Source organism: Pelagimonas phthalicica, assembly GCF_004364805.1.
GTDB classification, from domain to species: domain Bacteria; phylum Pseudomonadota; class Alphaproteobacteria; order Rhodobacterales; family Rhodobacteraceae; genus Pelagimonas; species Pelagimonas phthalicica.
Window position 1 is genome coordinate 215,842 of the sequence record NZ_SOAP01000002.1, and the last position, 13,733, is coordinate 229,574.

At 57.4% G+C, this 13,733-nt stretch carries 17 protein-coding genes; 9 read left to right on the forward strand and 8 right to left on the reverse strand.

What is annotated here, in order from left to right:
• The first annotated feature begins 187 nt into the window (after positions 1-187).
• From CLV87_RS11105 to CLV87_RS11135, 8 genes are all read left to right on the forward strand, one after another.
• Positions 188-1,204 carry an amino acid ABC transporter substrate-binding protein gene (locus CLV87_RS11105; protein WP_370739646.1) on the forward strand — a complete coding sequence of 339 codons (1,017 nt, stop codon included), beginning with the start codon at positions 188-190 and terminating at the stop codon, positions 1,202-1,204.
• A 90-nt stretch (positions 1,205-1,294) separates the two neighbouring features.
• Complete coding sequence (locus CLV87_RS11110; RefSeq protein WP_099245296.1) at positions 1,295-2,539, forward strand: amino acid ABC transporter permease; 1,245 nt, start codon at positions 1,295-1,297, stop codon at positions 2,537-2,539.
• A gap of 12 nt (positions 2,540-2,551) precedes the next feature.
• Complete coding sequence (locus CLV87_RS11115) at positions 2,552-3,931, forward strand: amino acid ABC transporter permease (RefSeq protein WP_099245298.1); 1,380 nt, start codon at positions 2,552-2,554, stop codon at positions 3,929-3,931.
• Positions 3,932-3,983: 52 nt separating this feature from the next.
• Entirely contained in the window at positions 3,984-4,733 is a 750-nt protein-coding gene (locus CLV87_RS11120) for an amino acid ABC transporter ATP-binding protein (RefSeq protein ID WP_099245299.1), read from the forward strand.
• 154 nt (positions 4,734-4,887) lie between these two features.
• Positions 4,888-5,376, forward strand: a complete 489-nt coding sequence (locus CLV87_RS11125; RefSeq protein ID WP_099245301.1) for a DUF2716 domain-containing protein — start codon at positions 4,888-4,890, stop codon at positions 5,374-5,376.
• A 28-nt stretch (positions 5,377-5,404) separates the two neighbouring features.
• The gene (locus CLV87_RS11130) at positions 5,405-5,644 is read left to right on the forward strand and encodes a hypothetical protein (RefSeq protein ID WP_099245303.1); all 240 of its coding nucleotides are present in this window, start codon (positions 5,405-5,407) and stop codon (positions 5,642-5,644) included.
• 69 nt (positions 5,645-5,713) lie between these two features.
• The gene (locus tag CLV87_RS23865) at positions 5,714-5,872 is read left to right on the forward strand and encodes a hypothetical protein (RefSeq protein ID WP_166652737.1); all 159 of its coding nucleotides are present in this window, start codon (positions 5,714-5,716) and stop codon (positions 5,870-5,872) included.
• Between the two features lie 279 nt (positions 5,873-6,151).
• Positions 6,152-6,787 (forward strand): Imm27 family immunity protein, encoded by a 636-nt coding sequence (locus tag CLV87_RS11135; protein ID WP_099245305.1) that lies wholly within the window; start codon positions 6,152-6,154, stop codon positions 6,785-6,787.
• Between the two features lie 31 nt (positions 6,788-6,818).
• On the opposite strand, the gene CLV87_RS11140 is transcribed toward CLV87_RS11135, so the two are convergent.
• The 3 genes from CLV87_RS11140 to CLV87_RS11150 are packed head-to-tail and all read right to left on the reverse strand — an operon-like array spanning position 6,819 to position 8,349.
• Positions 6,819-7,139 (reverse strand): DnaJ family domain-containing protein, encoded by a 321-nt coding sequence (locus CLV87_RS11140; protein WP_099245307.1) that lies wholly within the window; start codon positions 7,137-7,139, stop codon positions 6,819-6,821.
• A 9-nt stretch (positions 7,140-7,148) separates the two neighbouring features.
• A complete protein-coding gene (locus CLV87_RS11145; RefSeq protein ID WP_099245309.1) occupies positions 7,149-7,874 on the reverse strand; it encodes an anti-sigma factor family protein in 726 nt (241 codons plus the stop codon).
• On the reverse strand, positions 7,867-8,349 hold the full coding sequence (locus tag CLV87_RS11150) for an RNA polymerase sigma factor (RefSeq protein ID WP_099245311.1): 483 nt from the start codon (positions 8,347-8,349) through the stop codon (positions 7,867-7,869). Before CLV87_RS11150 ends, CLV87_RS11145 begins: the two co-directional genes overlap by 8 nt.
• Before the next feature lie 123 nt (positions 8,350-8,472).
• Between CLV87_RS11150 and CLV87_RS11155 the strand changes: the two genes are divergently transcribed.
• Positions 8,473-8,925, forward strand: coding sequence for a DUF4399 domain-containing protein (locus tag CLV87_RS11155; RefSeq protein WP_099245313.1), 453 nt, complete (start codon positions 8,473-8,475; stop codon positions 8,923-8,925).
• A 48-nt stretch (positions 8,926-8,973) separates the two neighbouring features.
• Here the strand turns inward: CLV87_RS11155 and CLV87_RS11160 are convergent, their stop codons facing one another.
• From CLV87_RS11160 to CLV87_RS11180, 5 genes are all read right to left on the reverse strand, one after another.
• Complete coding sequence (locus CLV87_RS11160) at positions 8,974-9,882, reverse strand: LysR family transcriptional regulator (RefSeq protein ID WP_099245314.1); 909 nt, start codon at positions 9,880-9,882, stop codon at positions 8,974-8,976.
• A 36-nt stretch (positions 9,883-9,918) separates the two neighbouring features.
• Positions 9,919-11,319, reverse strand: coding sequence for a Glu/Leu/Phe/Val family dehydrogenase (locus tag CLV87_RS11165; protein ID WP_099245316.1), 1,401 nt, complete (start codon positions 11,317-11,319; stop codon positions 9,919-9,921).
• 371 nt (positions 11,320-11,690) lie between these two features.
• The gene (locus CLV87_RS11170; RefSeq protein WP_099245318.1) at positions 11,691-12,194 is read right to left on the reverse strand and encodes a fasciclin domain-containing protein; all 504 of its coding nucleotides are present in this window, start codon (positions 12,192-12,194) and stop codon (positions 11,691-11,693) included.
• A 183-nt stretch (positions 12,195-12,377) separates the two neighbouring features.
• Positions 12,378-13,013: a ChrR family anti-sigma-E factor gene (locus tag CLV87_RS11175; RefSeq protein ID WP_099245319.1), complete on the reverse strand. Its 636-nt coding sequence runs from the start codon at positions 13,011-13,013 to the stop codon at positions 12,378-12,380.
• Between the two features lies 1 nt (position 13,014).
• A complete protein-coding gene (locus CLV87_RS11180; protein WP_099245321.1) occupies positions 13,015-13,662 on the reverse strand; it encodes a sigma-70 family RNA polymerase sigma factor in 648 nt (215 codons plus the stop codon).
• Positions 13,663-13,733: the final 71 nt, after the last annotated feature.

Genomic DNA, 13,733 nt, shown 5'->3' on the forward strand with positions numbered 1-13,733 from the left:
GGCTACCGTCCGAATCCATGTTGAAAGTAACAGCGAAAAATTGGGGATGGCCAAGCCTGGGAACGCAGTCAAATGCGTCATTCAGGTTCGCTGTTGCGCAACATGGAAAAACAGCGGGAAACCCGCGCAAACTCTGCCTGAACCTGGTCAACCAGGCGGGCACAAAATTCTACCAACTGGAGAGTATCTGATGAAATCCACTATGCTGACGATTGCAGCTGCCGCGACACTCGCTGCTGGCGCTGCTGCCGCAGGGACACTTGACGATGTCAAAGCGGCCGGCAAGCTGAAATGCGGCGTGAGCCAGGGTCTGCCCGGCTTCTCGAACCCCGATGACTCCGGCGCTTGGACCGGTCTGGACGTTGACATGTGCCGCGCGGTTGCTGCGGCTGTTCTGGGCGATGCCGAAGCCGTTGAATATGTGTCTCTTTCCGCGAAAGACCGCTTCACCGCGCTGTCCTCCGGTGAGATCGACATCCTGTCGCGCAACACCACCTGGACCATTACACGTGACACCGATCTGGGCATCTCGTTCGCCGGTGTGAACTACTATGACGGTCAGGGCATGATGGTTCCTGCGGGTCTGGGCGTGTCTTCGGCCAAGGAACTGGATGGCGCGACCATCTGTACCAACACCGGGACCACAACCGAGCTGAACATCACCGACTATTTCAAAGCGAACGGCATGTCCTTTGAACTGGTTGCTCTGGAAAACTCCAACGAGGTTGTTGCCGCTTATGGCGCGGGCCGTTGTGACGTCTTCACCACCGACCGTTCCGGTCTGGCGGCTGAGCGCCTGAAGCTGGCTGATCCTGACGCACACGTTGTTCTGCCTGAAACCATCTCCAAAGAGCCGCTTGGCCCATCCACCCGCGCCGGTGATGAGCAGTGGCTGAAGATCGTTCGCTGGACTCTGAACGCGCTGATCGAAGCCGAAGAGTATGGCATCACCGCTGCCAATGTTGACGAAATGATGGGCTCTGATAACCCATCCGTTCAGCGTATCCTGGGCGCAGGCGACAACGATTATGGCGCGGCTCTGGGTCTGGAAAAAGACTGGGCAGCCAAAGCGATCAAGGCCGTTGGCAACTACGGCGAAAGCTATGAGCGCAACGTTGGTGTGAACACCCCGCTGAAGCTGGACCGTGGCGTGAACTCGCTGTGGAGCGATGGCGGCTTCCTATATGCTGCACCGATCCGCTAATTAGGGTCGTGACGACTGTGTCATAATAACAGTTTGGGAAAGGGGTGGAGACGTGTGCTCTGCCCCTTTTTCGACAGCGGGGAGACCTAAATGACTACGACCAACGAAGTCGACCACACGCCCGAAGAACGTTCGGGTCTGGCGGCCCTTGTCTATGACGGTAAGGCAAGGTCGCTGTTTTTCCAGGGGGTTCTGGCCATTCTGATCATGGTCATGATCTATCTGGCCGTGCAGAACGCCGCCCAAAACCTGGCGGATCAGGGCAAAGAATTTGGCTTTGGCTTTTTCGACCGCCCATCTGACATTCAAATTCTGACAACTTTCGGGACATGGCTGGTGGGCTATGTACCGGGTGAAAGCACCATCTTTGATGTGCTGAAACTCTCGGTTGCCAACACGCTGATCCTGGCGATTGCCGGCATCTTCTTTGCGACAATCCTTGGGTTCCTGATGGGCATCATGCGCCTGTCGTCCAACTTTGTCGTCAAAGGGTTTGCGACGATCTACATTGAGGTGATGCGCAACATCCCCTTGTTGTTGCAGATCTTTTTCTGGAACGCGGCTCTGCGCCTGATCGCACCGGGACCACGGGATGCCGGGACATTTGTGCCGGGTCTGCTGCAGTTCAACACCAAGGGTATCTATGGCCCGTTCCCAATCACACATGATGGGTTCTACCTGACCATGATGGCGGTGATCATCGCGATCGGGGCGGTAATTGCCTATGGGAAATATGCCAAGAAGGTTCAGGAACAAACCGGCAAACAAAGCCCGGTCTTTCTGATCTCGGTTGCCATCCTGATCGGTCTGCCAACTCTGGTTTTCCTGATCACCGGCCGCCCGCTGACCATTGAATGGCCAAACTTCGTCTCTGAGGGTCCGGTTTTGCGCCGTGGCTTTGAGCGTGGTGTCGGGTCTTATATCGCGCCGGAATTCATGGCGCTGTTCCTGGCTCTGACCACCTACACGGCGGCCTTTATCGGTGAGATCGTACGCGCAGGTATTCAGGCGGTGCCAAAAGGGCAATCCGAAGCATCCGAGGCGCTGGGTCTTCCCGGTGGTCTGGCGATGCGCAAAGTGATCCTGCCTCAGGCCTTCCGCGTGATCATTCCTCCGCTGACCTCGCAATATCTGAACCTGACCAAAAATTCGTCTCTGGCGGCCGCGATTGGCTATCCGGAACTGGTTGCAGTCTTTGCCGGCACCATTCTGAACCAGGTCGGGCGTGCGATTGAAATCGTCGCCGTGGTGATCATCGTCTATCTGACGATCTCGCTGCTGACCTCGTTGTTCATGAACTGGTTCAACAACCGCGTCAAACTGGTTGAACGGTAAGGGAGAAAGAAGATGACAGAGAAAAACATCGCCTATCTCCGCACCTCCGAAGCCCCGACCCTGCCGCCACCGGCATCCGAGGTCGGGATCCGGGGCTGGTTGTGGAAAAACATCTTTGCTTCCATGGCGGATTATTCGTCTGTGTCAAAGACGATCAATTCGATCCTGATGACCATCCTGACCGTCGGTTCGGCCTTGTTCCTGTATTGGATTATTGCCGGTCTGCTCGACTTTACCCTGTTCTCGGCGACCTTTAGCGATCCCGAAGGTGTGAAGCGCGAGGCTTGTGTGGTCAATGCGGGTGCTTGTTGGCCCTATGTTCAGGCCAAATGGTATCAGTTCATGTATGGCTTCTATCCGGCTGAGGAAGTCTGGCGCGTCAATGTCGCCATGTTCCTGCTGGCGGTTGGTATTGCCTGGCTGGTCTTCCCGATGCCGCGTCGCGGTCTTGTGGCGGCGCTGATGCTGACAGCGTTCCCAATCGTGTCCTTCGTGCTGCTGAACGGTATGCCGATCGAGCATGACGGCGATCTGGGCAAGGTCTTTGCCGGTGTCTGGTTCCCGCTGATCGTGGCGGGTGTCGTCGGCGCAGGCTGGTTCTTGGCGCGGGATGGACGTTTGGGTGAGGTCGCTGCGGCGGTTGCCCCAATCCTGCTGATGGCGGCGGCCCTGTTTGGCTTGTTTGCCTTCCTGCCGCTGATCACTGCTGCGCTGGATATTGCCCTGGGCACCGAAGTGGTGGAGACAAATCAATGGGGTGGTCTGACCATCACGCTGGTTGTGGCCATCGCGGGTATCGTGGCCTCGCTTCCGCTGGGCATGCTGCTGGCGCTTGGGCGTCAGTCGAACGCGCCGATCCTGAAATACACCTCGGTGATCTTCATCGAAGTGGTGCGGGGCATCCCGCTGATTTCGGTGCTGTTCTTTGCCTCGGCCATGTTGCCCTATTTCCTTGAACCGGGGGTGGACTTTAACAAACTGCTGCGCGCCATGATCGGTGTGATGCTCTTCTCGGCTGCCTATATGGCCGAGGTGATCCGGGGCGGTTTGCAGGCCATGCCAAAGGGCCAGTATGAGGGCGGCATGTCGCTGGGTCTGTCTTATTGGCAGCAAATGCGACTGATCATCATGCCGCAGGCGCTGACCACGGTTATTCCGGGCATCGTGAACACGTTTATCGGTCTGTTCAAAGACACCACGCTGGTTCTGATCATCTCGATCTTTGACCTCTTGGGCATGATGAACGCCACGCTGACCGACCCAACCTGGGCAACCCCAACCACGGCCTATACCGGCTATCTCGTGATCGCATTGATCTACTTTGTGTTCTGTTTCGGGATGTCGCGTTACTCGGTCTATATGGAAAACAAACTCCACCGCGGACACCGGTAAGGGAGAATTATAAATGTCTGAACAAGTACAAGAAAACGCGCCTCGCGGTGGGATGACAGTCTCGGACCAGGTGGCGATTGAAATCAACGGCATGAACAAGTGGTACGGTCAGTTCCACGTGCTGCGCGATATCGATCTGACCGTCTATGAGGGCGAACGGATCGTGATCTGTGGCCCGTCAGGCTCGGGCAAATCCACCCTGATCCGCTGCATCAACGCGCTGGAGGAACACCAGCAAGGCAGCATCGTGGTGGATGGCACGCGCCTGACCTCGGATCTGAAAAACATCGACAAGATCCGCTCAGAGGTTGGCATGTGTTTCCAGCACTTCAACCTGTTCCCGCATCTGACCATTCTGGAAAACTGCACGCTGGCCCCGATCTGGGTGCGCAAGATCCCCAAGAAAGAGGCGATCGAAACGGCGATGCATTACCTGGAAAAGGTCAAGATCCCCGATCAGGCCAACAAATATCCCGGTCAGCTTTCGGGTGGTCAGCAGCAGCGTGTGGCGATTGCCCGCTCGCTCTGCATGCGTCCGCGCATCATGCTGTTTGACGAACCGACCTCGGCTTTGGACCCGGAGATGATCAAAGAGGTGCTCGACACCATGATCGAACTGGCCGAAGAGGGCATGACCATGCTCTGTGTGACCCACGAGATGGGCTTTGCCCGTCAGGTGGCGAACCGGGTGATCTTTATGGCTGACGGCCAGATTGTGGAGCAGAACGAACCCGAAGAGTTCTTCAACAACCCCCAATCAGACCGCACCCAGCAATTCCTGAGCCAGATCCTGGGTCACTAAGTATTGCTGATATAAGATCGAAAAGCCCGGCCATCTGGTCGGGCTTTTTTGTTTGGCCTATGGGCGACAACCGTCGATACTGCATCGCGTGACGGCTTTCGGCTTTAGTGAGTGCAGGTCAAATTCGGCAGGATTGGTTACATAGGATGTTGGAGTGACAAAGAAAAACTGGCAAGAGTTAAGCCGTTTTGAGGAGGACAGGATCTGGGAGAGGGTTTATAAAGTCCTGGGGTTCAACCCAAGTATTTACAAAGAGAATTTTCCCGGCTTCAAAGAGCCCGAACCCTCCGTAACCTATTCGTTCAGTACCATTTGGGGTGATGAATTTGATCGCTTGGAAGCGGACCTGGAGGCACGGGCCAAGGCCTTGTTCAAGGAGGCGACACCCAAAGGGAAATTGATCTACGCTTTGGATTGGAACCACCCGTGCTATCAGTTCGACCCGCATTCGAGTGGTGAAGACTGGCTGATCCCCGCCCTGCCAGACGGGGATTATCACCTCTTTCTGTCGCAGTCCTTTTCCTTTGGGTGGCTGGGACACCCGTGGGAACAAACGGTATGTATCTTTGGCGAGCCTCTTTTGGCCGCGCTCAAAAGACATCGACCGAAGGTCTTTAGACATCCGATAAGGAGGAGTGAATGAACTGCTGTCGAATAGGAGAAAACGAAGTTTGACGACCAATCGATTTGAGTTCAACATCCTTGCCCCTGCCGAAGGCCAGTCTTCGATCCTCGAAGTGTCCTGCGAGGGGACCGATATCCTGCATGTCAGCCGGGAACAGGACGGTCAGTTGATCTTTCGCTTCCTCGGGACACAGGGGGTTGTGAGCGAGGCTGACTTGGCTGAGATCAGCAAGGTTGCGCGGGACAATCTGGTCTGGATTGATGCTGACAAAGTGTTTGATATGTAGGGGTTAGGATGGAGCGCACCGGTAAGAGAGGTTTTGAGATTGGTAGGCGATAAGCAAAAATACGCAGGCATGACCGTCAATGAACGCCTTGTCGTGAGTGGATTTATGGCGGTGTTTGACAAAGCTATCGAGAGACAAGATTACGAAAAAGCCTCGGAAATCTTAGAAGCTGTCGAGCTGGACGACGTCAACATCGAAGCCATCCTGGCGCAGGTTCTAACGAGATAAAGATAGCTGTCCCCATAACCTCTGGCAAAAACGAAATCTAAATGATCGCGGTTGGTTTCAATAATGTCCAACCATATTGGCGGCTGCTTGGATTCACATCTTCGCTTTTGGTAGGGGTCCGAACACCAAAATATGGGCTCCAGATAACGGTGTCGCGAAACATCTTCAAACGAGGTCAAATCAGTGTCCAATGACCAACTGATTTGAAGTCAACCTCCTTGCCCGGGACAGTCTGGTTGGGAACGATGCTGACAAAGTGTTTGATGCATAGAGGGCGTGATGGAAATTACAGGCAAATGGCTGATCAAAAATGGCACGGCTGTTCCGGATGAGAATGAGAAGGAGATCACGCGGCGACTGCGTGACCAACTCGACGAGATCTCGCGCAGATCAGACGGTTGGGACGTGTTATTGCGTGACAAAACCGATGGCAGTTGGTGGGAGCTGACTTTCCCGCTGGCACACCTGCATGGCGGAGGCCCACGAAAATTGACCCTGTTGGATCAAGGCACGGCCTTTGAAAAGTATCGTCACAGCTCAAACCCTATGATGAGCTTTGTCGAATTCTGCACCATGTCCAATGTGTTTCTTGACGATGGCGTCGAAATGATTTGTCACGCGCAGGGCGTGCCTTTGGCCTTGGGCGAAAACTCGGACCAGCAGACGCCAGCGTTTCGTCGGATCATGTTCGAGCGTCTTTTGATCAACAATCCGTTTTGGCGGCGAGGTCTCTTTTCAGACGTCCTTTCCGTGCTGGATGCGGCAAGGCAGGAGCAGGATCAGAGGCAGCTTTTTGAGGTTTATAGGAATGTAATGGACAGCGCTGTTGAGGTGTTGCGCGAAGCGATATTGAAACAGGATCTACAGGACCTGTCTGATCACCTGAAGTCTGCGATCAAACAAGGGTATAGCTGAGCGCACCCATGTCACACAAAGCGGCTGTTTCTCAAGACGTCCGATAAAACTTCCTCCGAGCCTCTTGTTCGATGGCGAGTTTCATTTCCAGGTCGGCGAGTTTGCGCATGGCGGCTTTTTGCTCGGCCGGGTCGGTGCAGGCGGCGAGGGTCTCTCGTTGGGCGTCCACGGCTTTTTTCAGCTCAATCTCGCGCGGCAGCACGCCAGCTTCGGCCATGATGCCCATCCCGGCAGAGACAATATCGCCGCCATCGCGCTTGGGCAGAGGTTTGCCAGCGCCTCTGAGATCGTCCAGCGCCCCTTGGGCCTTGGCTTTTTGAATTTGATGTTCTGCCAGATCACGCCATTTCATCTTCTGTCCTCAAATCTTGCTTTGCAGGTCCTGGGCGATGTCCGAGACCCTGTCTAAGGCCTGCCCACCGATCACCAGAAAACCGTACCCGTCCTGGACCCAATGGGCCGAGGCGAGACCTGACAGCATCTCGACCTGCAAGGGATGTGCGGTGTCGCTGACCGGCGTGATGCAAAAGGCAAAGGGGATGTCACCATCACCGAGATAGGCGATTTGCACCAGCGGTTCGCCCTCATGCCGCAGCATCTGGGCACGGCGGTAATTTAGGTCGGCTGCCGAGAAAGCCGAAGACACGTCATAGCCAAGCGCCTTGGACAGTTCGGTCAGGCGTGCCTGGGCTTGTTTCGGTGTGGGCGGTGATTGCGCCAATGTTTCAGGCACATAAAGCAGCTGGTAATTGGCGACGGCCAGTTTCCAATCTGTCACATCCGGCAGGCTGCGCGGCGACCAGACCGCGCCGAGGGCTATGCCCAGACCCAAAACAGCAGCGGCGATGACAGCGACGCGCGCGCCAGATTGGGGCGCTTGTTCAGGCAGGGGCGGCACCGCAGGGGCGGTGGGCAGCAAGGCGTCAAACGCATCCTGGATGTCAGATGTCGACAGGCGGAGCGCGTCCAACCGTCTGCCAAGCGCGGCATCGGAGGCAAGTCGAGCCTCGATCTGTTGGCTTTGGACCGGGTCCAATTCACCGTCGAGATAGGCGGTCAGAATATCGTCGCTTAGTGATTTATCCATTGGACCGGGTTTCACTCTCTTGGGTCGCCGATTGTAGCTTTTTGCGCGCCGAGGCCAATCGGCTCATGATAGTGCCGATGGGGATGTCCAAAATCTCGGCCGCCTCGCTGTATTTATACCCTTCGACATAGACCAGCAAAACCGTGCTGCGCTGTGCCTCGGGCAGGGCCATCACCTGGGATAACACCTGACGGGCGAGAATATTCGTTTCGGTGTCCAGATCCGGCGCGGGCAGATCGCTGAGATCGGCGCCGCCAATGGCTCCGGCTCCGCGTATGCGCTCGGCGCGTTTTTCGTTCAGCCAGACCCGGCGGGTCATGGTGAACAGCCAGGCGTCCAAAGAGCTGCCGGGCTGAAACTTGTCTGCGTTTTCCAATGCGCGCATGGCGACCGCCTGCGCCAGGTCATCCGCCCCGGCCCGATCCCCTGTCAAGGACAAGGCGAAACGCCAGATGCGGGGATAGGTGCCGGGCAAGCCCTGTTGGACAGCCTTACGCCCCGCGCCGCGGCGCGCATTTTTTGCAAAAAAGTTTCGAATAAGACGCTCCGGACAGGTGTTTCCCTTTTACTAACTGATCCAACGACGAGGAAGTCAACAATGAAACATCTCCTATTTGCCGCCGCGATGATCCCCCTTGCGACCGCCAGCAGTGTCTGGGCGGACGACCACCTGGCCTGGCCCGCGACCGAGGGGGCCTATGTCTATTTCATTGATCTCAAAGACGGTGCGACTGTCACCTCGCCGGTTCTGGTGCGCATGGGTGTCAGCGGCATGGGTGTAGCGCCCGCCGGGACGGAACGTGAAGGCACGGGCCATCATCACCTGCTGATCAATCGCGCCACCATGGGGGAGGGCGAAGATGGGGCCGAAGAATGGCTGTACGGCCTTCCTGCCGATGAGAACCACAAGCATTACGGTGGCGGTCAGACCGAAGCCTCACTCGATCTGCCAACGGGCACGCATACATTGCAAATGGTGTTTGGTGATATGAACCATGTCCCATTTGGCCCGCAAATGGTCAGCGACGTGATCACCATCACGGTTGAATAGGAACCGGTTGGCATGTGCAGCTCGGCGGCGCCGGGCTGCATCCTGGCCCTAGGCCGCAAAGGCCGTGCTTTGTTCCAGCATGGTCCAGACCTTTTCGATATTGGGGCTGAGCGTTTTTTGCGGGCGAAAGGCGCAGATATCAATCTCGAGCCGCCATTCCGGCCCGCCAATTGCGGAAATCGGCGCGGTGTCCAGCGGCTCTACGGCGCTTTGTGGCAGCCAGCCGATGCCATAGCCCGAGGCGATGACCTCTTTCAGCACATCCGACATGTCGCATTGCACGCGCTGCTTATAGGGCAGGGCGCCCTTGTTGCGGTCCAGAAGATGTTCGAACAACCGGGTGAAATAAGCCTTTTGTGAATAGGTAATCAGAGGTACCGGGCGGGATTTGCTGCCGGGAAAGTCAAACCGGTCGCGTCGGGCGGGATCTTTGGAAGCATAGGGCTGAAATACGTCTTTGCGGATATGCAAGCGGCGATGCTGGGTGAGGTTGTCATGCACGGGAATGGCGGGGCAATCATGGGTGAACAGGATATCCGCATCCCCGGCCAGATAGCGCGCCACCACATCGCTGGTTGCCCCGACAATCACCGAAAAGGAACTGCGATTGCGATCGCCAAACGCATCCAGAATCCGTTTGAATTCAGACCGCGCCAGCACCGAGGGCATGGCGATGCGCACCTGTGTCATCACGTCGAACTGGCTGGCGCGGATCGACGAGCGCGCTTCGAACAGGCGCTCAACGGCGATGCGGGCGCTGTCGCGAAACTGCTCGCCCGCATCGGTCAGGCGCACCGGCGATGCGCCCTTGATCACCAGAGGTGTGCCAAGCCACTGTTCCAGCGACTGAATGCGTCGCGAAAAGGCGGCCTGGCTGACATTGCGGAACTCGGCGGCCCGGGTGAAGTTTCTCAGATCCACAAGGGCGAGAAAATCTTCGAGCCAGCGAACGTCCATGATGTCTTTCCTTGCGCTGCGCTGGGTCCCTCAGCGCTAGAGGCCGATGGCCCGGTAGTAATCAGCAATGCGCGCGATGGTGACAGCATAGGCGGCGGTGCGCAAGGTGGCGTCGGGCATCTCTTTTTGCCGGGCCATGATGTCGTCAAAGGCGCGGGTCATGATTTCCTCAAGCCCCGAACGCACCACATCAATCTCGCTGGTATCACGGGCAATCAAGCGGCGCTGGTCATCCGCCAGCGGGCGGCCCGAGATCCCTTCGAGAGCCGAGACAACCGCCTGACCGGAACTGGCGGTCTGGCGCTTGTCCATCAGGCCAAAGGGCAGGTGGGTGATGTTCTTGACCCATTCAAAATAGCTGACCACCACACCGCCGGCATTCACATAGAGGTCGGGCAAAACGACAACACCGCGCTCGGTCAGGATGTCTTCGGCCTCGGCGGTGATCGGGCCATTGGCGGCCTCGACGATCAGTTGATATTTGGCATCACGGCAATTGGCGGCGGTGATGGCGTTTTCCTTGGCCGCCGGGATCAGGATATCGGCCTCCATATAGGTCAGCCCATCGCTGCTGGTGGTCGTTTCCGCGCCGGGGAAATGGGTGATCGAGCCGGTGGCATTGCGGTGTTTGACGACGGCCTCGACATCCAGCCCCAGCGGATCAAAGATCGCCCCGTCATGTTCGACAATCCCGGTGATGATCGCGCCATCTTCGGCCAGGAATTTCGCGGCGTGATAGCCGACATTGCCAAAGCCCTGCACAACCACGGTCAGGCCCTTGGCGGTCTTTTGCCCGGACACGGGGGGCGTGTCGGGGTGGTTGAGATAGGCGTTCAGCGCATATTGCACGCCGCGCCCGGTGGCCTCGACCCGGCCCTCGATGCCACCGCGCACCACCGGCTTGCCGGTGACACAGGCCGCCTGGTTGATCGCGTCCGAGGTGCCGATCTTGCGGTATTCATCCGCCATCCAGGCCATTTCACGTTCACCGGTGCCCATATCGGGGGCTGGGACGTTGCGGCCGGGATGGATCAGGTCGCGACGCGCCAATTCCTGGGTAAAGCGGCGGGTGATATGTTCCAGCTCATCCTCGGACCAATCGGCGGGATTGATCTGCAACGCGCCTTTGGAGCCGCCAAAGGGGATGTTCACCAGCGCGCATTTCAGGCTCATCAGGGTGGCGAGCGCCTCGACCTCGTCCTGATTGGCATCGGGCGCATAACGAATGCCGCCTTTGACCGGTTCGATATGCTCGCTGTGAACCGAACGCCAACCGATAAAGCTGTGGATGCGTCCGCGCAGTTTCACACCAAAGCGCACCGCATAGGTGGAATTGCACTGCGCGATGCGTTCAGCCAGCCCTTCGGGGAGGTCGACTTGTGCGGTGGCTGTATCGATGAAATGCTCGACGCTTTCGAGGAAGTTTTGTTGTGCCATTGGCCCGTTTGCCCTGTTGTAGATTTGCGCAGAGAAACCTCAGGAGGGGGCCAGGTGTCCAATGCAGATATTGCATCACTGATGTGGTGTTTGCGCTAATGGTCGGGAATGGGTGGGCTAGTTTGCCTACCGGATTGCGGGCAATCCGGTTCGCGCCCGACCCCGCCCCCCAGGGCGGGCGCGAAATAAATGCAAGGGGTCGCCAGGTCGCGCCGTTTTGGAGGAAAAGACCCGCTCATCAAGCTCAAATGCGCCCACCCTCGGTGCCGGGCGCGAACCTGCGGTAGGACTACTTTGAGAGGCTTGACTGGGCAGCCAGACGAAAAAAGAGCGACCACAAGGGCCGCTCTTTCCTGGAAATCAACGTGAGATCAGTGGCAATCGGGGCGGGTGCCGGGCAGCAGCACTTTGTCCACCACATGGATCACACCGTTTTCAGCCTGAATATCGGCGATGATCACATTGGCCATCTGCCCGGTGCCATCGGCGATCATCACACCTTCGCCACCGGCAGTGATGCACAGACGTTCTGAGGCCAGCAGCGGCTTGAAATAGTTCGAGCCCTGCGGAATATCAGCCGCCGCCAATTTGCGATCATCCACGTGATACAGCAGTACATCCGTCAACTGTTGCTTGTTCTCAGGCTTGAGCAGCGTGTCGACGGTGCCTTCGGGCAGGGCGGCAAAGGCGTCATTCACCGGGGCGTAAACGGTAAACGGACCGGGGCCCGCCAGAGTCTCGGCCAGACCGGCGGCCTGAACGGCGGCGACCAGCGTGCTAAACCGCTCATCCCCGGCGGCAATATCCACAATGCTCGAGGCCTGAGCGGTTGCGGCGGTCAGGGCAAAGGCGGCGGCTGCGATGGTGGTTTTCATTGAAATTCTCCCTTGGGTTTCGGAGGACAACTGTCCCTGTTTGTGATGGTTCACATGGCTGTTACGCGGGGAGGTTGCGAGCGGTTCACTGAGTTCACGAATATGTTATGACTGCGTGATAAGGTGTTGCCCTAAAACAAAAAAGCCGCCTCAAAGGGCGGCTTTCTTGCGGAGTGTAATAGGTCAAATTCGTATGAAGGGCTGCACCAATCGCGGGATCAGAGATGAGAAGCGCAAAGGCGCATCCGTGGCCGCCAGACAGATACACGGATCCCCCTCATCAGCGATGGGGGTATGCTCCAAATCATCATCCGCCACCTCAAGATCACCGACGCCATACCGCCCGGTCTCGTCGCTGAAACTGCCCTGCAGGACAAGGGTCAGCTCCAGCCCGTTATGGCTGTGATCGGGCACCGCCCGGCCACCGGGAATATAAAGCAGGCGCGCCGTGCCTTGCTCGCTGGCCGAGACAATGCATTGCCGCACGCCCATACCAACCGTTTTCCAACGTGGCGGTTTGCCCTTGAGCGCCTGCATGACCGGGCCGGGAAACACGCCAGAGCGCGGATAGACCGGTTTTTCGCGCACCGGCGCGTCCAACTGGGCAAAGACCTTATCCTTTAACCCGGCAGAGATCCGCGTTTCCGCCACCTCTTCCAACAGGGTACCGCCGATGGTCTGATGCGCCTCAAGTGCTGCGCGGCACTCAAGGCACATGGACACATGCGCCGCCACAACCATGGCAAAGGGAAAATCCAAGCTGCCAGCCGCATAGGCTGCCAGCAGGTGATCGGGGATATGATGGGTGATTGCGCTCATCTTATCGCATGCCCTTCAATTCATGTCTCAAACGTTCCAGCCCTAGGCGGATACGGGATTTAATGGTTCCAAGCGGAAGGCCGGTTTTGCTGCTGATATCCTGATGGCTCAACTCGCCAAAATAGGCCTGTTCTATGATCTCTCTCTGGTCCGGTTTCAGCGAGGAAAGCGCCTCTTTCAGATGGGCGGCCTCTTGGTCCACCGCCAGGATCTGGCTGGCATCGGGTTCTGTTCCGGGATCTTCGCGCAGCTCTTCGGGGACGGGGCGGTTTTCGCGGCGCAGATGGTCAATCTGACGATTGCGCGCGATCTGATAGATCCAGGCCGAGACCGGCGCGCGGTGCGGATCGAACTGCTCGGCCTTGCGCCAGACCGCCAGCATCACCTCTTGCACGATCTCTTCGGCCTGATTGGGGGGCGTGCCGGACCGCATCACAAACCCCTTGAGCCGGGGCGCAAAGAAGTCAAACAAATTGGCAAAGGCCGCCCGGTCGCGTTGATCGCGCACCTCAAGCATCCAAAGCGTTTGCTGCGATATCTCTGCCTTGGGCGGGGCCAATGGCGTCACCTCCTTTTGCAGCGCTGCCGGATGCACCGCCGCTGGCGCGCCTTTCAAACGCGGGGATATATCGCTGATTTTGTTCAACATACCCCGATTACGCAAGCATTGAAAAATCGGATCACTTTTTTTGATCCGAAATGCGGGTTTTCTCGTAACCA